We start from the raw sequence: 21,118 nt of genomic DNA on the forward strand, positions 1-21,118 counted from the left end.
GTTGTTGAGGCGATTGTGTGCGGATTACCCATTTGGGCACAGGTATTCCTGATGCCGGATAGATGTAAGCAACAACCTAAAACCTGATTCAGTGCTTGCAAAACGGAGGTAGTCCATAGATGTAAAACGTGGCATCGGAAATGGCGTGCTTACGGCAGAGCTCACGGGCAGAAACTCCGGCTTCGGCCTCGCGGAGAATACTGATGATCTGTTCGTCGGAAAAACGCTTCTTCATGGGGATGTCCTCATGTAGCTTATGAAAACATTACTAACATCGCGGTGTGTTAATCAACGGGGAGCAGGTCAAACTCGGCGGTCGCTGCAGGATTCCACAAAGGCCAGAAAGTCACGCTGATCTGCAAGAATCCGCAGGAAATGATCGGGAGCCTGATGTTATCGAACGGCGAAATTTACGTCCCGGTAAAACCGATTAACGAACAGATCGTAGACGCGTATTTAAAGACCGCTGACCCGAAGCTTTTCAAGGCGGCCAAAAATGCCGAACTCGACTTGCGCCCAACGCGTTATATGAATTGTCGCGGCGCTTATGGGCTGGCGAAAAACGGTAAACCGGTTGATACAAACGAGGCTATCGATCGCACCGGCGTTTTTAAATCGCCACTGGTGTATGACGCCGTACGCGATGTTGTCCGCCAATCCAGGTACGCAGGCCGCCAAAACTCAACCTTAAATATTCTAAACAGGATTATCACATGAAAATTAAACTGATCGCGCTGGCACTTGTAGCCCTGTCATTCGGCGCACAGGCGCAGACTTGCCGAACTGATTCATTCGGTACAACCCGGTGTGATAACGGCACCACGTACCGTACTGATAGCTTCGGCACAACTCGCGACAACAACGGTAACAGCTGGCGGAAAGATTCTTTCGGGACTACTCGAGGATCTGATGGTTCGACGTACAGGACGGACTCTTTCGGCACGACCCGGGACAATCGTGGGAATACATGGCGCACCGATAGCTTCGGCACGACCCGGGGGTCGGATGGTTCAACTTGCCGACGTGATTCGTTCGGTACGCTGCGCTGCAATTAACCAAGAAAAAAACCACACAGCGCACCGGCGACCGAAAGCGCGCCACAGAGCCTCACAGGAACGGTGGATTTTCCCTACACATTTACGACATCAACCTTCGTTACTAGCTAAACGGAAAAGCGGAGATGCGGATGTTTTGTTGGACTGGTTATGTTGTGATCCCCAGACGAACCCTGTAAATAATTCTGTGTAACTGCCATCGTATTAAAGGTGAGCGATCAGGCGGTCACTGAACTCGATAATAAAACGACTCATCGCCAGCCGCCAGTTTTGGATCGGCAAACTCCATTTCTTTGACGCATCCTTGATCGCCAGATAAATAACTTTTCGCACCGAGTCGTCCGTCGGGAACACCTTTCGTTTTTTGATGGCTGCACGGATAACGCTGATTAACTCTCTCCCGAGAGTCCAAGTAATCGTCCGCACCCCATTAAATGTGTCAACGTTATTTGGGACGGGTCACTGAAAAAGAAAAGGCCGGACATGGGTAAAATGTCTGGCCTTTATTTGATCATAGGAAGAGTAAATTTTTAGGCCAGAGTCAGCGTAAAGGGCTGGCTGTCGAATGACTGGCGGATTTCCGGGCGCAACCCTTTATCAGTAATAATGTCTGTCATCTCCGCCAGCGGCGTGACACAAAACAGCGAGTACGCGCCGTATTTACTGCTGTCAGCCAGCAACACCCGGCGACGCGCATTCACCGCCAAATCCTGTTTCAGCCCGGCTTTTTCTTCCGTCGGCGTTGTGATGCCTTTTTCCAGACTCCACGAGTTACAGCTGATAAATGCAATATCGGGATAGACGCTACGCAGCAAACGACGGCCATGCTCACCGACACAAGACTGACTGCTGTCATCAATCCGCCCGCCAATAATCGTGACCTCTATTTGCTTAAACTCAGATAAAAATAGCGCAATCCGCAGATCGGCAGTGATCACCCGCAGCGGCAGATGCGTCAGGTTACGCGCCAGTTCCAGCATGGTGGTTCCGGCGTCCAGCACGACTGCATCCCCCGGTTTCACCATCGCCGCGGCCACTTCTGCAATCGCCTGCTTTTCCTGCAAACTGCGCTGAAGTTTTTCATTAGTGGTCGGCTGACTGGGAATGAACCGGTTGAGCGTAACGCCGCCATGACTGCGGCTGATCACGCCCTGCTCATCGAGTTTTATCAGGTCACGGCGAATGGTCGCCGGGGATGCGGCGATGGCGGCAACCAGTTGTTCTACGGTGACCAGATTATGGCTTTTCAGATAATCCATAATCTGATCGAGGCGGCTTTGTCCGGTCAACGTGATTCCTTTTTAACTTGCGCCGCTGACGTAGTATTACGCCAGTTGTACGGCCAGCTGAATAGAGATCGCCATGCTCTCAGACTTGGCTTTTCCTGTCCACGCAATATCAAACGCGGTGCCGTGGTCAGCCGACGTGCGGATAAAAGGCAGACCGGCGGTGATGTTAACGCCGTCATAGAATCCCATCAGTTTCAGTGGAATATGCCCCTGATCGTGATACATCGCAACCACCATATCGTACGTCCCTTCGTAGGTTTGCAGGAACACCGTATCCGGCGGGCACGGGCCGGTAACGTTGATGCCTTTGGCTTTCATTTTTTCCACTGACGGCCCGACAATCTTAATTTCTTCATCGCCGAACAACCCGTTTTCGCCGGCATGCGGATTAACACCGGCGACAGCGATACGCGGATTTTCATAGCCCACGCGACGCAGGAAGGTATCAGCCATCTGGATCACCGTTTCCACCCGCTCATGACTGAGCGTGTCGAGGAATTTACGCAGCGCGATGTGTGTGCTGACGTGGATCACCTTGAGTTTGTCGGTGTAAAGCACCATCGCGTAATCGCGGCTGTGGGTGAGTTTTGCCAGCAGTTCGGTATGCCCCGGATAAAGATGTCCGGCAGAATGCAGCGCTTCCTTGTTCAGCGGCGCGGTGGCAATGGCATGTACTTGTCCGGCCATAGCCAGTTCCGTCGCGCGTTTCACACAGCGATAGGCCAGATCGCCGGCTTCTTTTTGCACTTTCCCCGGCACCAGCGCATCAGGATTTGCCAGAGGTTCGTCGATCACATTGATCACGCCCGGGGCAAAATACGCCTGCGAGACCTCATCGATAATGCGCAGTTCCGCTGCAGGGGTGATGTCTGAGCCAAGGATCCGGCGGAATGTGGCGGCGCAGCCGATCACCACCGCTTTTGTGCCTGAAAGCTCACCTTCAGCCAGCGCTTTAATGATGATTTCAGGGCCGATACCGGCAGGGTCACCCATCGTTACTGCGATAATTTTAGTCACTCAACTTCTCCTCAATAAAGCGTAAAACTTCAAGTAGCGTGTTTTCAGTGCCGAATCCGCCCGCTTTGGTCATCACCGGCAGCCGTTGGATCTGGCTGGCGTGCAGATATCCCCAGGGAACGCAGCCCGCGATCTGTCCTTTAATATCAAAACCTGTTGCCCCCAGCGCGCGGGCGACCGCCAGCGCAATATCACCGCCCGAGAGATACAGCCCGCCTGGCGGAAAGCGGGAGTCCTGCAAGACATGGTGAATAAGTTGCCCGAGAAAAACGGCCACCTTTTCGCCCATCTGCGACCGGCTGATGTGGTGTTGCTGGCAGAATTGTGCGATCTGATGCCGCTGTTCTGCTCCCTGCGACGTGCGGATCACACAGTGTTTTCCCTGCGCCAGCGTCTCAATAATTTGTGCGGCCAGCGTGTGCTGCATGTCGTCATATTCAGGTGAAAACAGAGGCATAACATCGATATCCACCAGTGAAATCTCCCGGCGTTGCATCACAAAAGCAATCTGCTGTGCCGCGATTTCACTCATCGAACCGACCACTGCCAGCAGCGACGTTTGTTGTGCAGACACGCTGACCGACGCGGCGGCGTTCCCGTGCAGACAGGCATCAGTCAGCGCACGGATAAGCCCCGACGCCCCCACCATCAGCGGTCTGAATGGCAGGTTTTCCGCGGCCTGAACAATGAGAGCCAAATCTTCTGGCGTCTTACTGTCCGCCACCAGAATGCGCACGCCGGACGCCACCAGTGCAAAAATTTCAGTCTGTAAATCGCCGCGCCGCAAAGCTTCCAGCCCAACAAAATGTTGTTGCAACGTGGTCTGCTCAGCCAGCCGTTCCGACACGCTTGCCGTATTCACCGGCGTTTTCGGGTCGGTGGCAAATTCGGTTTGAGTGAGCAGATGGCCGTCGACGTAACATTGCCCACCTGTCACCACACGTCCGAGTTCGGGCACCGCCGGAGCGACAATCGCCAGCGGGCAACTGAGCGCAAGCAGCGCCGCCTCGGTTTCAGCCCCTATATTGCCGCGCAGCGTGGAATCGATTTTCTTAAAGACCTGATACGGACCGGAAAAGGCGGCCACACCGCTGCGGATCGCACGGGTGACTTTCTGCGCGGCTTCCGCTGCGCTCAGCGCACGGCTGTCGGTGCTGTAAATCACTGCGCGGTTTTCACTGCTGCCCGGCACACCGGCATGCTCGTCAAACTGCACACTGGCCGCCAGCCCTTGGCGAACCAGCTCAACACCTGTGTCATTCGCCCCGGTAAAATCGTCGGCGATCACCAGAAGTGCGGACGTCGGGTGCTGCGCCGGAGTTGTCACTGTTTCAGCCATCATGGCTCCGTGATGAGTTGGGTCGGGTTAATCTTACTGGATATGATTATATTCAATCATGATTGATTATATGTGAGCAACATCAAATTATTCAACTTCAATTTCGCCTATAAATTGCCCTGACGATGTGAGGAGTATCGACCTTTGATGATTGAACTCACTCTTTATTGAAGACTCAGACGGTAGGAATCAGCATGAATATAGACAGTACGATCATCAGCGGTTATCAGTCATTGCAGGACATTGGCTACCTTCTTAGCGGAAAACATCAGGTATTGCTGGTCAGCGATAAGAACATTATTGGCCTGCCGCCGGTGCAATCAGTGATAACGCAGCTGAAGACCGCGGGCTGTCAGGTGACGGTGATTGATAACGTGCCGCCGGAGCCGAGTCAGCATGATGTCTCCGCCATACTCAGTGCGCTGAAACAACCACGGGTCGATCTGGTGATTGGCGTGGGCGGCGGCAGCGTGCTGGATGTCGCCAAACTGCTGTCGCTGCTGTGTGCGGGCGATGAAAACGTCACGCTGAAAAGCCTGCTGGCAGGTGAAAAGCCGCAGCATCGCACCACGTCTTTGCTGATCCCAACCACGGCGGGCACCGGTTCTGAAGCGACGCCAAACGCAATTCTGGCCATCCCTGAAAAAGAAACCAAAGTCGGTATTATTACGCCAGTAATGCTGCCTGATTATGTCGCGCTGGTGCCGGAACTCACCACCAGTATGCCTGCGCGCATTGCGGCTTCCACCGGCATTGACGCCCTTTGCCATCTGTTCGAATGCTTTACCTCAGTGATCGCCAATCCGGTCAGTGACAACGTTGCGCTGGCTGGCATGAAGAAGCTGTTTGCCAACATCGACACCGCCGTCGCCGAGCCGGGCAATCTGGTCGCGCGCCTGAATATGCTGTGGGCATCTTATTACGGCGGCGCGTCGATTGCCCATGCCGGCACGCATTTGGTGCACGCCATGTCTTATCCGCTCGGTGGGAAATATCACATTCCTCACGGCGTCGCGAATGCCATTTTACTGGCACCGTGCATGGCATTTGTGCGCCCGTCGGCGGTCAGTAAATTCGCCTGTGCCTACGACTTAATTCCGGATGCCGATCTGAAATTAAGCGAAGAAGAAAAATCCTATGCGCTGGTGGAATATTTTGATGCGCTGGTGCATCGCCTGGATTTACCGGTCAAATTAAGTCAGCTGAATATCACACCTGACGACATTCCTTATTTGTCGCAGGGGGCAATAGAGGTACAACGTTTAATCAAAAATGTGCCCATGCCGGTAGACAAAAATCAAATAGAAGAAATTTACCGCAGTATCAGATAACCCCTTATTTCGTATCCGATGACAACGACGTGAAGAGAATAAGATGAATAACATTACCGGAGTTTATACCGCGATAGTGACGCCTTTTTCCCCAGACGGAAAACTCGATAGCGACGCATTGCGCCAGCAGGTAACACGCCAGAAAAAGGCGGGTAATAATATTTTCTGCAACGGCACCAACGGGGAATTTTTTATGCTCAGCGAGCAGGAAAAAATTCAGGTGACAGAAATCTGTCTTGAGGCCGCAGGCGATGACACGGGTGTGATGTCGCATGTCGGCGAGATTTCTACCCGGGACACTATCCGGCTGGGCAAACAGATTGAACAACTCGGCGTGCGCGCCGTGTCGGTAATTACGCCGTGGTTTGCGGCGTTGCGTCCGCAGGAATTGATCACTCATTTTCGTGCAGTCGCTGATGCCCTGAGCGTGCCGGTGTATCTCTACAACATTCCCGCCCGTACCGGGAACACGCTGACGCCGGACGTGGTACGCGTGCTCGCCGACCATCCGAACATCAAAGGCATCAAAGACAGCGCCGGTTCATGGGAAAGCCTACATGGCTTTCACCAGGTCAGCCGTCAGTTTACCGATTTCGATGTGCTGACCGGGCCTGATTCCCTGATTTACAAAGGTTTCTCCGAAGGCAGCGCCGGGTGTATCTCCGGTATCGCCAATATTATTCCCGCTCAGGTGAATGCGGTTTACCGACATTTGCAGGAAAACAACGCCACCGCGGCCGAAGCCGTACAGGCGGATATCAATCAGATCCGGACCGATCTTTACAGCATCGCATTCTCACCGGCTGTGGTTAAAAAAGCCGTGAATATGCTCGGTTTTAACGTGGGTGAAAGCCGGTATCCGGTGGAATTCACGCAGGACGATACACAAAAGATCCTGACCGTTATCAGGACATTTAATTTGCGCGATTAAACGCGCTTTACCTTCTGAAACCACCGACTCCTGTGCATGAAAGTGCGCAGGTAGGGTCCCCTACGCGCTGTGTGAGGAAAAAATGAAAGAATTTAGCTCATCAGATACGTTAATTATCATCGGTATTGTTCTGGCCTATATCCTGTTTACGACCTGGCTGACCTACCGGCTACGCAGTAAAACCAGCGGCGATTTCATGGAAGGCTCGCGTGCGATGCCAGCCTTTATCGTCGGCGTATTGCTGATGTCAGAATACATCGGCGCAAAGTCTACTATCGGTACCGCACAGGCAGCGTTTGAAGGCGGTTTTGCGGCTTCCTGGTCGATCCTGGGAGCGGCTATCGGTTTCCCGATCTTCGGTTTGCTGCTGGTAAAACGCATCTATAACACCGGAAAAATCACCATCTCCGGTGCGATTGCCGAAAAATACGGCAACACCACCAAGAACATCATTTCGATCATCATGATTTACGCCCTGCTGCTGGTGAACGTCGGTAACTACGTCAGCGGCGCAGCGGCAATTTCCACCGTGCTGAAAGTGAATCTGCCTGTCGCAGCGTTTATCACCGCCGTGGTCAGCACCTTCTATTTCGCCTTCGGCGGCATGAAAGGCATGGCGTGGGTGACCATGCTCCACAGCGCCATTAAGTACATCGGCGTGCTGGTCATTTTAGGTATCGCCCTGCACATGACCGGCGGCGTTATGCCAATGGTGAAAGAGATGCCTGATTTCTACTGGACATGGGACGGCAGCATCGGTGCCAGCACCATCTTCGCGTGGCTGATCGGTACCATCGGTTCTATTTTCTGCACGCAGTTTGTTATTCAGGCGATCTCCTCCACCAAAAGCGCCGAGTCCGCCAAGCGAGCAACCTGGGTCGCTTTCTTCTTCTGTATTCCGATTGCGCTGGCGATTGGCATGATCGGCGTCGCAGCGAAGTTTCTGCACCCTGAGATGAACAGTCTATATGCCCTGCCAATCTTTATTCAGGATATGAATCCGTGGCTGGCGGGTCTGGTGACCACCTCGCTGGTGGCATCGATTTTCGTCAGCGTCAGTACCGTTGCACTGGCGATTGCCTCGCTGATTGTGAAAGATTTTTACGTGCCTTACCGCAACCCGACGCCTGAACGCGAGTTTAAAATGACCCGCTGGCTGTCGCTGCTGATTGGTTTCCTGCCGCTGATTTTCGTGCTGCTGGTGCCGGAAGTGCTGAAACTGTCGTTCTTCACCCGCGCCATCCGCCTGTCGATTTCCGTGGTGGCGGTAATGGCATTCTACCTGCCGTTCTTTAAAAGTGCGCGCGGGGCCAACGCCGGCCTGATCGGTGCCTGCGTGGTGACTTCCGTCTGGTATCTGCTCGGCGATCCGTTTGGTATCAACAATATGTATATTGCGCTGGTCACACCGGCCATCATTATGGTGATTGACCGGCTGATCCCCCAGCGCGCAGTAAAAAGTAAAAATGCACACCTTATTCAAAAGTCTGGAGCCTTAAGATGACCACTGAAACGCTAACCGTCGAACGCAGCGGTAAAGTGCACACCGCCGAACATGACGCCGCGCGCCGTGACGCTATGCTGCCGTCAGATTGCCCGCAAAACCATGCCGCCAATCTGCTGCCTTTGCCCGATGGCAGCCTGTTATGCACCTGGTTTGCCGGTACACAGGAAGGTATCGCGGACATCTCCATCTATCTTTCACGACTGGAAAAAGGTGCGAAAATCTGGAGTCAGCCGGTGAAACTTTCTGAAGATGCCAGCCGTTCGGAGCAAAATCCGGTGCTATTCCTCGACCCGGATAATGTGCTGTGGCTGATGTACACCGCGCAGAAATCCGGCAATCAGGACACCGCGATTGTGCGTTTTCGCCAGTCTCAGGATCTGGGCAAAAGCTGGGGAGACATCGGCACACTGCTCAGGGAACCCGGCACCTTTATCCGTCAGCCGGTGACTGTACTGGCCAATGGCGACTGGCTGCTGCCGGTGTTTTACTGCCGCACACAGCCGGGTGAAAAATGGGTCGGCAACAATGATGACAGCGCCGTTAAAATTTCCAGCGATAAGGGAAAAAACTGGCGTGACGTTGCGGTACCGGAAAGCACTGGCTGCGTGCACATGAATATCACGCCGCTGCACGACGGCAGCCTGCTGGCGTTGTACCGCAGCCGCTGGGCGGATTTCATCTACCAGAGCCGTTCCGTGGATGGAGGTAACAGCTGGAGCGCGCCGCAGCCGACCGCGTTGCCTAACAACAACTCGTCGATTCAGGTGACAACGCTCGCCAACGGGCATCTGGCGCTGGTGTTCAATAACCTGAGTGCTGCGGATGCCAGCGAACGCCGGGAATCACTGTATGACGAAATTGAAGATGAGGAAGACGATGTGCGCGTTGAAACAACAGCCGTAACCGGTGCCCGCACGGCATTCTGGGGTGCACCGCGCGCACCGATGACGCTGGCGATTTCCGAAGACGGGGGCCGTTCATGGCCTTACCTGCGCAATCTGGAAACCGGCGACGGCTACTGCATGACCAATAACTCGCAGCAAAAACTCAACCGCGAGTTCTCTTATCCCAGCATCAAACAAGGGGTGAAAGGAGAATTACACATCGCCTTCACCTACTACCGGCAGGCAATCAAATACGTCTGCGTCGAAGAATCCTGGGTGAAAGGCTGACGCTTATCCGGCCCGCCCAGTGCGGGCTTTTTTATTAAGGAGACCCTCATGATCACAGGTAATTTAGGCGCGCTGGAACTGGCTACGCTGCCCGCTGCACTGCTCAGAATTTTGATGCGGCCGGAATGTTCACTGGAAGCACTTTGCGCGCGGGAAGATGGACGTTTTCAGCCACCGGGAGCGGAATGGTTTTGCAGTATCGGTAATGCGAATACATCGCCCGCCGCAGAGCGCCATACGGAATTTCATCGCGAATGGCTGGATATTCAGGTGGTGCTGGAAGGAGAAGAAATCATTGGATTTGATACCCAAAATGCTACCGGACAATCTGCGGTAGAGCGCAAGCCCGATCTGTATATTCTCGACAATCCCGAGCTGGCCAATGAGATATTGCTTCGCAGCGGTGACTTTGTGACGTTCGCGCCGGGCGAGCCGCATCGTGCATTGTGTTGCACCACACATCCTGCAGTGGTGCGTAAAGCGGTGTTCAAAGTGCCGGCATCAGCGTTAAAGGAGTAAGCCATGAGCAATACACCGCTTAAACACGCGCTGGTGACAGGTTGCAGCTCAGGTATTGGTGAAACGGTGTGCCTGACATTGCTGGCGCAGGGCTGGACGGTGACCGGTCTGGCGCGCCGCGAAGTGAGCTTTCAACACCCTCACTTTCACGCAGTGCCGCTTGATATCACCGACACGGCAAAACTGACAGCAGTGCTGGAAACACTGCCTCAGGTGGATGCCGTGATCCACGCCGCAGGCATGATGAAAGCGGCACCGCTCGGGCAGTTGGATCCGCAGGCCAGCGAGGCGTTATGGAGACTGCACATCGGCGTGGCAGAAGTGCTTGCCGACCGGCTGGTGGAAAATATGCCGGACGGCGGGCGCATCGTGTTGCTCGGCAGCAGGACGTCATCGGGTGTTGCCGGTCGCAGCCAGTATGTGGCGACCAAATCCGCCATGACCGGTATGGCGCGCAGCTGGGCAGCAGAGCTGGCACCGCGCGGCATTACCGTCAATATTGTGGCCCCCGGCGCGACGCAAACCCCGATGCTGGATAACCCGCAACGACAAAGTTCTCCTCCAAAATTACCGCCGATTGGACGGTTTATACAGCCACAAGAAGTCGCCGATTTAGTCTGTTATTTACTCTCTCCTTCTGCTGCTGCGATCACCGGTCAGCAATTAATAATTTGCGGCGGCGCATCGCTGTAACTCAATTAGCATTTCTTAGAACCTATCCCAATAGGATTTTATGGAGTGCCCTCGATTCCGTAGACAGTTCCTTGTATCTCAAAATATAGGTCAGACTTGTCTACAGGCTCGGGGGCACTCCAAAGATCAACTGGGTGCTCTGAGCATGGTGACCAGTGCGGTTTTGCTATGGAATACACTTTACATTCAGGAGGCGTTGTCACATCCTCGCAATTCGGGGGAAACTCCTATGGAGGAGCACCTGGCAAGATTATCGCCGCTGATATATGGCCATATAAATATGCTGGGACATTATGCGTTTTCGTTACCAGAAGCTATTTTCAAGGGCGAGTTAAGACCGTTAAATATAAATACAAACAATGAATTAACCTCTTAGCGTGGTTTTTTACTTCATTGGACCTCGACCCCCTAAACCAAGCTGTTCCTGTTCGATGTCGCTGGCCAACACCAGGTGAACTTTGGGTATGACGTTGAGCAGGCCAAGCTGGCGATGATGCAATGCGGGAAATCTACCCCGCCAGATATCTGGCTATTTCTGATGTTGTCGCGCAAAGGCTATGCCCTAAAGCGCTTTCGTAAACCGCCAAGCCCCTTGCTAACTCACAATAATAATAAGGGCAGTCATATTATTGACTGCCCTTTTTTACTGATTTTGTTTGAATCTGTTTCCTAAAATAACATAACGTTCAACGCGTTCACTCAGTTGCCTGAGCCGGTTCGGCAGGTCTTTGTGAACGAAATCCTCGGGGACATCAAAGTCATCAATGTGGGCAACCAGATACTCATGCACTTTCTCGAGTATGGCCAACAGAGAAATATTGTGTTTGGCATCGTGGGTCGCAGTCTGAAAAGGAAGATATTTTTCGTCCCATGCTAAAGCATAGAGATTCATAAAATGGTCTCTTGCCTCCCTGAAGGGACGCTGGTCGAACATTTCCAGGATAAAGAAAAAGCACGGGATTTTTAATGCATTGATCCTTGCGAGTTCAACGTCTCGCCGCCGCCGCAAAATTTTCAAATTGGCAAAACGTGATTTTATGCAGGCGATGGGGTTAAGCACCCTCACCTTGTCATGCATCACCGGTTCTTCAGTATCACCCAGGGCGATTAAAAACGGTTCTGTATTTAACAAGAGTTTTTTATCGCTGAAGTCACCCAATTCAAAACCGGCTGGCCAGTCAATTACATCCACGGTATTAGCGATTTCAGGATCTTCCGGGTCAGAAAAATATCTGCCATCAACCTGCTTAATTTCTTTCGTCTTGCTGTCTATCAGCAAGAACCGTGCGACCGAGGGGGGATTTCCGTTAGCGTTCAATGAAACATCAACGTGTAGGGCATGTGCAATGGCATTTACATCATGTTTGTTCGCTGAATAATCTACGTCGATGGAGGTGACCAGTCGCTCATCCGGCAGCTCGTCACCATACTGGTCATGGAAATAGGAAACCCAATATTGTACCGCCTGGCCGCCGACCGTGATCACGGCGTCACGCAGCTGGTCACCGCTAGCGATGAGCTGAGTATTCAGAAGATAGGCTTGTTCGAATGGGGGAATTGCTTCATTTTCAGACATAAAAAAACCATCATTGAATGATGGTTCATTTTGCCGCAGTATTCCTAATCAAGCAAAGCTAACTGGCTGCTTAGACGAGAATTTTGAAGAGACACTGTAGCGTGATTTCGGCGCAGGTTTGTACTCGCGATCACCGCGTAGAACTTCTTTTGCCACTCTGTCATAGCGGGCATGTTGTTCTGACTTAACGATTGATGGAGACATTTGACGTTACCTGAGTACAAACATTTTTGTTGGATTGCATCAAATATACGCTGCCAATCTATCGCTTGCAATTACTTCTAAAAGAACAGGCGCAACATTCAATCCGGCACACGCAGCCAGTCGCATAGTGACATATTGAAGTGGTTTACTGAATTTGGCCACCTGAACAGAGGTGATACGCTCACCTCAGAACACTACGTGGCCACAGTGAAAAGCGGCGACCCGAACACCCGGAGATTGTGTGGAGTTAGAGCTCGGTCACGTTGCTGCTTTCAGTCGTCAACAGAGGAGCCAATCTGGGTTAGAACTCTTGACGAGTCGGCCGTAGAACAATTTCATTAATATCAACATCTGCCGGTTGTTCAATGGCAAAAGCAATTGCGCGGGCAACAGATGCTGCAGGTATAGCCTGTTTATAAAACTCCAAAACATTTTCTGATGCCGTGCCGGATGTAGAGTATTTCAGATCGCTTTCTACTGCGCCGGGCTCAATTGACGTCACGCGGACTTTATCTCCAACCTCTTGCCTTAAACCTTCTGAAATTGCCCTCACGGCAAATTTCGTGCCCGAATAGACCGTACCGCCGGGTGCAAATACCTTAATACCTGCGACTGAACTCAGATTAATGATGTGCCCACTTTCTTGTGCCAGGAAGCGAGGCAACACTGCGGCGATACCATAAAGCGTGCCTTTCAAGTTGACATCAATCATCGCGTCCCATTCGTCAGTATTGACCTCTGACATCGGGCGGATGGGCATCAGACCGGCATTGTTAATGAGAACGTCAAGTCTACCAAAATCTCTGATAACGGCTGAAACGACGGACTCAACTTGATGCTTATCAGTAACATCGAGCAAATAACCTCTGACATCCCCACCGGCGCGGGTAATTTCCTCGATGACTTCCTCTGTTTTAGATTGTCTGCGTGCTGCGATTGCAACCTTAGCACCACGACTGGCAAGGAGCCGAGCAACCTCAGCCCCAATCCCTGTATTACCGCCGGTGATTAAAATCACTTTATTTTCAATGCCATTGTTCATGATATGCCCCTTAAATTTTTTAACGCTGCGCTTTGTAAACCGGATAATCAGTAAAACCTTCACCCGTCCCGCCATACAGCGTGGCGGCATTAAGATCGTTATATGCCCAACCGTTCGCTATGCGTTCAGGGAGATCAGGGTTGGCGATAAATGGACGACCAAATGCGATGAGATCAGCCAACTGCTCCTCGACCATCCGGGCTCCACGTTCTGGTGTGTATCGACCGGCATAGATGATGCGTCCACTGAATATCGCGCGGATCTCACGGCGGAACGCTTCGGGTAAGTCGGGGGCATTTTCCCAGTCGGCTTCGGCTATGGACACATAGGCAACACCCGCGTTTTCCAGGATTTTTACCGCTTCGACGTAGGTCTTATGCGGATCACTTTCAACCAGGCCGATATAGACGCGGTCTTCATCTGTGCTTGAAAATAAAGGCGTGAAGCGAACGCCCAGACGATCTGGCCCTATTGCATGAGTGATAGCCTGAACAATTTCATCAAGAAACCGCAGTCGATTTTCAACAGAACCGCCGTATTCATCCTTACGCTGGTTTGCATGCTCTGAAATGAACTGATTAACCAAATAACCATTCGCAGCATGGATCTCGACCCCATCAAAACCTGCACTGATGGCATTTTTCGCCGCCTGGGCATATAAATTAACGAGGTCTTTAATTTCTGACCGGGTCAGTTCGCGAGGAATTGAAGGGGTAACCAAGGTGCCCGTACCTGACCCCGTTTCAATAAAAGCCTTTGCTTGTTCAGCATGAATCGCTGAAGGAGCCACGGGGGCACTTTCTTCTGGTTGCAGTGCGGAATGAGAAACGCGTCCCACATGCCAAAGTTGGGCAAAAATAATCCCCCCTTCGGCATGTACCGCGCGGGTCACTTTTTTCCACCCCTCAATGTGTTGCTCAGTATAAATTCCCGGTGTCCAGGCATAACCTTGTCCACGAGGCTCAATCTGAGTACCTTCAGTGATCATGAAACCTGCACCCGCGCGTTGGCGGTAATATTCGGCCATGAGGTCGGTGGGCACATTACCGGGTTGTTCACTTCTTTGGCGCGTCAGTGGGGGGAATACAATGCGATTTTTAAGGGTATAAGGACCAAGCTGAGTTGGCTCGAATAAGGCTTTATGATTCATAAGGATTTTCCATGAGTGATCATCGTAAGAGGTGACAGGTGGGCATCCTGTCACCTTCACTTCGTCAACAGTTATGCACCCAGCTGCTTAATAAGCTGGGCCGCCGTTGCTGCCGAGGACGTTGGGTTTTGCCCGGTGATGAGTAAGCCATCGCTGACCACATAAGAACTCCAGTCCGCCCCTTTCGAGTAAATGCCGCCTTTGGCAATCAGCTCGTCTTCTACCAGGAAAGGCACAATCTGCGTCAGGCCCACGGCGTCCTCTTCGCTGTTGGTAAAACCGGTGACCTTACGGCCTTCTACCAGGGGTTTTCCCTCCGGGGTTTTGACATGGCGCAGCACGCCAGGCGCGTGGCAGACCAGTGCTACGTGTTTGTTTGCGGCCAGGAAGGCTTCGATAAGGGCGACGGAGTGTTTATCTTCGGCCAGGTCCCACAGAGGGCCGTGACCACCCGGATAAAAAACGGCGTCGTAATCAGCTTGTGAAACGCTGTCGAGGCGAACCGTTGACGCCAGGTGCGCTGTAGCTTCTGCGTCTGCCTCGAAGCGGTGGGTCTGTTCGGTCTGGAAGTCAGGCTCATTACTTTTTGGGTCTAACGGCGGGTTACCGCCTTTCGGTGAAGCCAGCGTAATTTCCGCGCCGGCGTCTTTGAAGGCGTAGTAAGGCGCAGCCAGCTCTTCCAGCCAGAAGCCGGTTTGGCGGCCGGTGTTACCCAGTTTGTCGTGTGAGGTTAAGACCATCAGAATTTTCATCACTACTCTCCTGCATTTCAAAGCGATAGTTGAATTAGACCAGTCGTCTAATTAGGTGGTAAATATTAGACCGGTCGTATATTAATTGAGTACAAAAAACGGCTCTATACTGAGTACCCCCTTGCTAGGGGGTAATATGAATAATTTTTCTTGTCGTGAGCAGCGCTGAATCAAACGGGCCAGTATTTCGAACAATCTTGACCATGACGCTTGCACCTACCCAAAGCTGGTAGAGACTTTCTGCCACGGTGCGAGGTGTATCGTCAATAGTGAGAGACCCCTCGGCTACACCCGTTTCTAACGCTTGTGCCAGACGCGAGATTATCCCTGAAGTGCCTGCCTCTAGCGTTAAGCGCATCGTGTCCGAAAGATCGGCAACTTCAGCGCCTAATTTCACGGCAAGACACTTCCCCTGACAGTCAGAGAACGACTGAGATTCACGCCACTGCTGCCAGTAGTTCATCAGTCGCTGAGCCATATTGAGACCTGGCTGGCCCAGTGTCCTGTCGATATCGGCGAGATAATCATCAAAATAGTGTGCCAGCATGTCTGCGCCAAAAGCTTCTTTCGAACTAAAGTAATGATAGAAAGAGCCTTTAGGCACACCAGCATCTTTGAGTATTTCGTTCAATCCGACCGCAGAAAATCCTTTACCCGCCATAATACGCTGGCCTGTCGCCAGAATGTGCTCGCGGATTTCATTGCTATGTAGTTGAGTTGTCGTATTCATATGTTTAATTTACCAAGAACTAGACCAGTCGTCTATAGGTAAGTTAAAACTATTCCAGTGTGCTAACGCTTATTTGTAGATTTCAGCAGTACCGTACAGATGGTTATCGCCACCGGCTGAAATAATACGGTAAGACGTTGCACCATGTTCAGTCGCTTTCGCCGCCAGTTTGTCCTGCAGGTCGCTCAAATTGCTTCCTACAGCTGAAGCGTTGATCACCCCAATACTTTGCCCCTTCACGGGTACAGCGTTGACTTCCGTCGCGGCAACAGTGGCAAAAGAAGCGGCAGTGAGTACGATTACGGTGAAGGCTTTAGTTACGTTTTTCATGATCATATCCTCATTACATTATTTTTAAGTACACTTTACACGTAGGTAAGTGGGTATATTTTTAGGCACTGAATTCATTTAAAAAATTCGTTCAATGCCCTGGGAGACAAGTATAAATGGGGACCTTGCATGTCCCTTATCCCATTACTCTTCAATGAATCGCAGCAGGTCTTCATTAATCGTCCCGGCTTGGGTGATTGTCATCCCGTGGCCAAATCCTGCATAGACTTTGAGCTGTGCATCTTTGACAAGTTGCGCGGACAGAATGGCAGAGTCGGCCAGCGGAACGATCTGATCGTCATCACCATGCATGATCAGGGTTGGCACATCGATTTTCTTAAGGTCATCGGTGAAATCAACCTCAGAGAACTGTTTGATACAGTCATATTGACCTTTGATCCCACCCCGCATGCCCTGAAGCCAGAAGCTTTCTCTCACACCCTCTGAAGGCGTCTCTGACGAACGGTTATAGTTGAAAAATGGCGTGGTCAAATCCTTGTAGAACTGAGAACGGTCTTTTTCGACCGCAGCACGGATGCCATCAAACACTTCCATAGGCAGACCGCTAGGATTTTTCTCACTTTGCAGCATAACCGGCGGTACTGCGCCGATAAGTACGGCTTTGCTGACGCGCGCCGAGCCATACGTACCGATATAGCGTGCGACTTCACCACCGCCGGTCGAGTGTCCAACCAGAACAACGTCGTGGAGATCTAACTGCTCGATGAGTGATGATAAATCTTCAGCGTAGGTATCCATATCATTGCTGTCCCACGTCTGACTCGAGTTGCCATGGCTGCGGCGGTCATGAGCGATGACACGGAACCCCTGCTGACCGAAGAACAACATTTGCGCGTCCCATGCATCACTCGATAATGGCCAGCCGTGGGAAAAAATAATGGTTTGTCCCTTGCCAAAGTCTTTATATGCAATCTTAGAACCGTCTTTCACCTGAATAGTTTTCATCTCTTTATTCTCTTTTCTGTTGGCGACGCCTCATAGGCGGAGCATTTAATTTAGAATTGTTTTTTTCGTATATTTGCTTTTATATCTGGCTTGCTTTTATATCCGGCAATCATTCAAAGAATGACTGGCCTAGAAAGCATTTACCTGATGTTTACTGAGATAAACTTTGTGCCGCTTTTTCGATCACCGCCGCAATTTTTTCTGGCTGCGATGCGTAAATGGCATGGTTGCCTTTCAATTCAGTGACGGTGCTGTGCGCGCGTTTCGCCATGAAGCGCTCCAGTTCTGGATTAATAGCACGATCCTGCGTCGCCACTACGGCCCAGCTAGGCTTCGTTTTCCATGCTGGAACGCCTGCCGGGGCAGTGAATGCCGCTACTGCAGGCATGAGTTGAGAGTGCGCCAACAGATTTGTCTCTTTGACTGGCAAGTCAGCTGCAAAGTCAGCGTGGAAATTTTCCGGTTTGATATAAAGGAAGTGATCTGGCGTTTCAGTAATTGACTGAGCGGCTGGCGGATATTTTTTGGCCAGACTCAGCAATGAGTCACCTTGCTCCGGCTGGAACGCTGCGATGTAAACCAGACCGGCAACAGAGGGGTCATTTCCCGCGTCACTGATGATCATGCCGGCGTAGCTATGACCAACCAGCAGTGATTTACCACTTTGTAGTGCCAGAACACGTCGAGTCGCAGCGACATCATCAGCCAGCGAGGTTTGCGGCTCCTGAACAATCGACACGTTGTAGCCCGCTTTATTCAGAATGCGAGCCACCGGATCCCAGCCTGAGCCATCAACAAAAGCGCCATGTACAAGAACGATGTTTTTTACCGGCGCAGCCATTGAAGACTGAGCATAAACAGACAGAACCAGGCTTAAAGCCAGAGTGGTAAACGATTTTTTAAACATGATGTATTTCCTTCAATTTTCATTTTTTAAGTTAATACCCTGACATCATGGCTCCCTGTCTTACAGGAAAGCGGACGAACATTCAGGTGTGTAATGTTGTCTAGATTTGCTGTGTGGGAAGTGCTTAAAGAGCTACTTACCCACGTGATTAACTGTTATGCATTAAGCTGCTTAATCAGCTGGGCTGCTGCCGCCGCCGAGGACGTTGGGTTTTGCCCGGTGATGAGCAAGCCATCGCTGACCACATAAGAACTCCAGTCCGTCCCTTTCGAGTAAATCCCGCCTTTGGCAATCAGCTCGTCTTCTACCAGGAAAGGCACAATCTGCGTCAGGCCCACGGCGTCCTCTTCACTGTTGGTAAAACCGGTGACCTTACGGCCTTCTACCAGCGGTTTTCCCTCCGGGGTTTTGACATGGCGCAGCACGCCAGGCGCATGGCAGACCAGTGCTACGTGTTTGTTTGCGGCCAGGAAGGCTTCGATAAGGGCGACGGAGTTTTTATCTTCGGCCAGGTCCCACAGAGGGCCGTGACCACCCGGATAAAAAACGGCGTCGTAATCAGCTTGTGAAACGCTGTCGAGGCGAACCGTTGACGCCAGGTGCGCTGTAGCTTCTGCGTCTGCCTCGAAGCGGTGGGTTTGTTCGGTCTGGAAGTCAGGCTCATTACTTTTTGGGTCTAACGGCGGGTTACCGCCTTTCGGTGAAGCCAGCGTAATTTCCGCGCCGGCGTCTTTGAAGGCGTAGTAAGGCGCAGCCAGCTCTTCCAGCCAGAAGCCGGTTTGGCGGCCGGTGTCACCCAGTTTGTCGTGTGAAGTTAAGACCATCAGAATTTTCATCACTACTCTCCTGTATTTCATATTGATAATTGAATTAGACCAGTCGTCTATATTGTTCTTAAATAAAAACGTTTCACCTGTGCCTGTTATTCCGGCCAACTCTGCGTGCTGTTTCATTCTGCCGGAACGGCTGTCGTGCTATGTCGCCTAGTCGCCGTTGCCATGTGTGTAAGCTAACTCATAATAGACCGGTCGTCTAGGGATAATTAATAAAACTTTTCATCTTTTTCGTGCCAGAGCACTTTCATATAGCGGGTGCCTGTTCCGATAACATAACGCACTAATATTAATGCTTATTCAACTGAGTTTTCCTCCTGTCGATGATGCACTTAGTTAACTATTTTTGCCCATACTGCCTGAGCATTTGTGAATTCACGCAGGCCGAAGTGGGAGAGCTCGCGACCATACCCACTCTTTTTCACACCGCCAACCGGGATGCGTGCATTCGTGGCAGAAAATCCGTTGATGAATACCCCTCCTGTTTCTAAACGCCGCGCGATTCGCTGGGCACGGGAAACGTCGCGGGTCCAAAGATTGCCCCCTAAGCCGTAATCGCTGGTATTTGCCAGCTCAATAGCATGCTCAACGTCATCTGCGACAGTAATAGTTGCAACAGGGCCGAAGGTTTCCTCATCAAATGCAGCCATTCCCGGGCCCACTTCGCCCAATACGGTAGGCTCATAGAAGTTACCACTGCCCGCGATTTTATACCCCCCAAGAAGACGTGTCGCGCCGGCTGCGAGAGTTCGTTCTACTTGATGATGTAATTCTTCACGCAAATCTTTTCGCGCCATGGGCCCGATCCTATTTTGCGGGTCCAGCGGATCGCCAACCTTCAACTGTCTGACGGCCGCGATGAATTTTTGGGTGAATTCCTCCGCGATGGGTTTTTCCAAAATAAACCGTTTCGCGGCTAAGCACACCTGGCCCGCATTTTGGAATCGCGCTTCAACACCCGCTGTAACAGCCAAATCAATATTGGCGTCAGCGAGCACGATAAATGCGTCTGATCCACCTAGCTCAAGCAAGCTTTTTTTCAATGCTTTGCCTGCAATCGCCGATACGGCAGACCCCGCCCGCATACTCCCCGTCAATGTCACTGCGGCAATGCGATCATCCTCAATCACTTCTGCAACAGTTTCGTTATCAGCAATAAGATTGGCGAATAAACCTTTAGGGAAGCCCGCACTCTCATAAGCATCCTGCAAAGCATAGGCAGAGCCCATCACATTGGGCGCGTGCTTGAGGATAAAACCGTTACCCGACAGCATAATTGGGCCCGAAGCGCGAATGACCTGCCATAAAGGGAAGTTCCAGGGCATGACGGCCAAAATTGAGCCAATCGGCAGATAGGAGACATGTACCTGGTCGTCATTTTCGACAGAAACAGGTTCATCTGCGAGGATTGCCGGGCCATTGCTGGCAATCCAATCAATTGTCGCTGCACACTTCTCAACTTCTGCACGGGCTGCTGCCAGTGTTTTCCCCATTTCAGCGGTGATGATCCCTGCCAAATTTTCTGAGCGTTCGCGCAGAATCGCTGATAAACGACGATAAGCTTCTACGCGTTTCGGCATGGGAGTAGCACGCCACAGGCGAAAAGCCGCGTTATTACCTGCCAGCATGCTTTCTACTTCGTCTGCCGTTTGGAATGCATAAGTCGCGATCAACTCGTCCGTCGCAGGATTACGTGAAGTCGCGACATCAGGAGAAAGCGTATTCTGTGTGACATGTTGGGATGACATAGTTTTTGCCTCATAAACGGTTTAAGA

General features: G+C 51.7%; 21 protein-coding genes and 2 pseudogenes. 8 read left to right on the forward strand and 15 right to left on the reverse strand.

Features of this window, described 5'->3' with window-relative positions:
• Window positions 1–115: 115 nt before the first annotated feature.
• Window positions 116–235: pseudogene (locus J1784_RS05695) on the reverse strand (transposase); the annotation flags it as partial.
• Between the two features lie 155 nt (window positions 236–390).
• On the opposite strand from J1784_RS05695, the gene J1784_RS05700 reads away from it, so the two are divergent.
• Window positions 391–717, forward strand: coding sequence for a hypothetical protein (locus tag J1784_RS05700; protein WP_217148405.1), 327 nt, complete (start codon window positions 391–393; stop codon window positions 715–717).
• Between the two features lie 542 nt (window positions 718–1,259).
• Here J1784_RS05700 and J1784_RS05705 read toward each other — a convergent pair.
• The 4 genes and pseudogenes from J1784_RS05705 to dtnK all read right to left on the reverse strand — a co-directional run.
• Window positions 1,260–1,448 (reverse strand): annotated as a pseudogene (locus tag J1784_RS05705) (IS256 family transposase); the annotation flags it as partial.
• A 137-nt stretch (window positions 1,449–1,585) separates the two neighbouring features.
• Window positions 1,586–2,344, reverse strand: coding sequence for a DeoR/GlpR family DNA-binding transcription regulator (locus J1784_RS05710; RefSeq protein WP_195817897.1), 759 nt, complete (start codon window positions 2,342–2,344; stop codon window positions 1,586–1,588).
• Window positions 2,345–2,380: 36 nt separating this feature from the next.
• Window positions 2,381–3,361, reverse strand: a complete 981-nt coding sequence (locus J1784_RS05715; protein WP_217148406.1) for a D-threonate 4-phosphate dehydrogenase — start codon at window positions 3,359–3,361, stop codon at window positions 2,381–2,383.
• Window positions 3,354–4,700 (reverse strand): D-threonate kinase, encoded by a 1,347-nt coding sequence (gene dtnK, locus J1784_RS05720; protein ID WP_217148407.1) that lies wholly within the window; start codon window positions 4,698–4,700, stop codon window positions 3,354–3,356. Before dtnK ends, J1784_RS05715 begins: the two co-directional genes overlap by 8 nt.
• A 194-nt stretch (window positions 4,701–4,894) precedes the next feature.
• On the opposite strand from dtnK, the gene J1784_RS05725 reads away from it, so the two are divergent.
• The 7 genes from J1784_RS05725 to J1784_RS05755 all read left to right on the forward strand — a co-directional run bounded on the left by J1784_RS05725 (window position 4,895) and on the right by J1784_RS05755 (window position 11,229).
• Window positions 4,895–6,031, forward strand: coding sequence for an iron-containing alcohol dehydrogenase (locus J1784_RS05725; protein ID WP_119825684.1), 1,137 nt, complete (start codon window positions 4,895–4,897; stop codon window positions 6,029–6,031).
• Window positions 6,032–6,074: 43 nt separating this feature from the next.
• Window positions 6,075–6,962: a dihydrodipicolinate synthase family protein gene (locus J1784_RS05730; RefSeq protein ID WP_217148408.1), complete on the forward strand. Its 888-nt coding sequence runs from the start codon at window positions 6,075–6,077 to the stop codon at window positions 6,960–6,962.
• 82 nt (window positions 6,963–7,044) lie between these two features.
• Window positions 7,045–8,466, forward strand: a complete 1,422-nt coding sequence (locus J1784_RS05735; RefSeq protein ID WP_195817893.1) for a sodium:solute symporter family protein — start codon at window positions 7,045–7,047, stop codon at window positions 8,464–8,466.
• On the forward strand, window positions 8,463–9,641 hold the full coding sequence (locus J1784_RS05740; protein WP_119825690.1) for a sialidase family protein: 1,179 nt from the start codon (window positions 8,463–8,465) through the stop codon (window positions 9,639–9,641). The genes J1784_RS05735 and J1784_RS05740 overlap by 4 nt, the downstream gene beginning before the upstream one ends.
• Before the next feature lie 48 nt (window positions 9,642–9,689).
• Complete coding sequence (locus J1784_RS05745) at window positions 9,690–10,160, forward strand: NanQ anomerase/TabA/YiaL family protein (RefSeq protein WP_120508571.1); 471 nt, start codon at window positions 9,690–9,692, stop codon at window positions 10,158–10,160.
• A gap of 3 nt (window positions 10,161–10,163) precedes the next feature.
• Complete coding sequence (locus J1784_RS05750) at window positions 10,164–10,853, forward strand: SDR family NAD(P)-dependent oxidoreductase (protein WP_120508572.1); 690 nt, start codon at window positions 10,164–10,166, stop codon at window positions 10,851–10,853.
• Window positions 10,854–10,893: 40 nt separating this feature from the next.
• A complete protein-coding gene (locus J1784_RS05755; RefSeq protein WP_274387309.1) occupies window positions 10,894–11,229 on the forward strand; it encodes a Tn3 family transposase in 336 nt (111 codons plus the stop codon).
• A gap of 267 nt (window positions 11,230–11,496) precedes the next feature.
• Here J1784_RS05755 and J1784_RS05760 read toward each other — a convergent pair whose 3' ends face one another.
• The 10 genes from J1784_RS05760 to J1784_RS05805 all read right to left on the reverse strand — a co-directional run bounded on the left by J1784_RS05760 (window position 11,497) and on the right by J1784_RS05805 (window position 21,091).
• Window positions 11,497–12,429 (reverse strand): hypothetical protein, encoded by a 933-nt coding sequence (locus J1784_RS05760; protein WP_119825696.1) that lies wholly within the window; start codon window positions 12,427–12,429, stop codon window positions 11,497–11,499.
• 505 nt (window positions 12,430–12,934) lie between these two features.
• Complete coding sequence (locus tag J1784_RS05765; protein ID WP_195817891.1) at window positions 12,935–13,675, reverse strand: SDR family oxidoreductase; 741 nt, start codon at window positions 13,673–13,675, stop codon at window positions 12,935–12,937.
• 19 nt (window positions 13,676–13,694) lie between these two features.
• A complete protein-coding gene (locus J1784_RS05770; RefSeq protein ID WP_217148409.1) occupies window positions 13,695–14,825 on the reverse strand; it encodes an alkene reductase in 1,131 nt (376 codons plus the stop codon).
• Between the two features lie 71 nt (window positions 14,826–14,896).
• Window positions 14,897–15,577: a type 1 glutamine amidotransferase domain-containing protein gene (locus J1784_RS05775; RefSeq protein WP_217148410.1), complete on the reverse strand. Its 681-nt coding sequence runs from the start codon at window positions 15,575–15,577 to the stop codon at window positions 14,897–14,899.
• 124 nt (window positions 15,578–15,701) lie between these two features.
• Complete coding sequence (locus J1784_RS05780; protein WP_119823183.1) at window positions 15,702–16,307, reverse strand: TetR/AcrR family transcriptional regulator; 606 nt, start codon at window positions 16,305–16,307, stop codon at window positions 15,702–15,704.
• Between the two features lie 69 nt (window positions 16,308–16,376).
• Window positions 16,377–16,637 carry a multiple stress resistance protein BhsA gene (bhsA, locus tag J1784_RS05785; RefSeq protein ID WP_217148411.1) on the reverse strand — a complete coding sequence of 87 codons (261 nt, stop codon included), beginning with the start codon at window positions 16,635–16,637 and terminating at the stop codon, window positions 16,377–16,379.
• A gap of 144 nt (window positions 16,638–16,781) precedes the next feature.
• Window positions 16,782–17,603, reverse strand: coding sequence for an alpha/beta fold hydrolase (locus J1784_RS05790; protein WP_217148412.1), 822 nt, complete (start codon window positions 17,601–17,603; stop codon window positions 16,782–16,784).
• Window positions 17,604–17,754: 151 nt separating this feature from the next.
• On the reverse strand, window positions 17,755–18,510 hold the full coding sequence (locus J1784_RS05795) for an alpha/beta fold hydrolase (protein WP_217148413.1): 756 nt from the start codon (window positions 18,508–18,510) through the stop codon (window positions 17,755–17,757).
• Window positions 18,511–18,665: 155 nt separating this feature from the next.
• The gene (locus tag J1784_RS05800; RefSeq protein WP_217148414.1) at window positions 18,666–19,346 is read right to left on the reverse strand and encodes a type 1 glutamine amidotransferase domain-containing protein; all 681 of its coding nucleotides are present in this window, start codon (window positions 19,344–19,346) and stop codon (window positions 18,666–18,668) included.
• A gap of 329 nt (window positions 19,347–19,675) precedes the next feature.
• Complete coding sequence (locus tag J1784_RS05805) at window positions 19,676–21,091, reverse strand: NAD-dependent succinate-semialdehyde dehydrogenase (protein ID WP_217148415.1); 1,416 nt, start codon at window positions 21,089–21,091, stop codon at window positions 19,676–19,678.
• Between the last annotated feature and the right edge of the window lie 27 nt (window positions 21,092–21,118).

Origin of the sequence: Rahnella ecdela (assembly GCF_019049625.1) — a bacterium.
Classification (GTDB): domain Bacteria; phylum Pseudomonadota; class Gammaproteobacteria; order Enterobacterales; family Enterobacteriaceae; genus Rahnella; species Rahnella ecdela.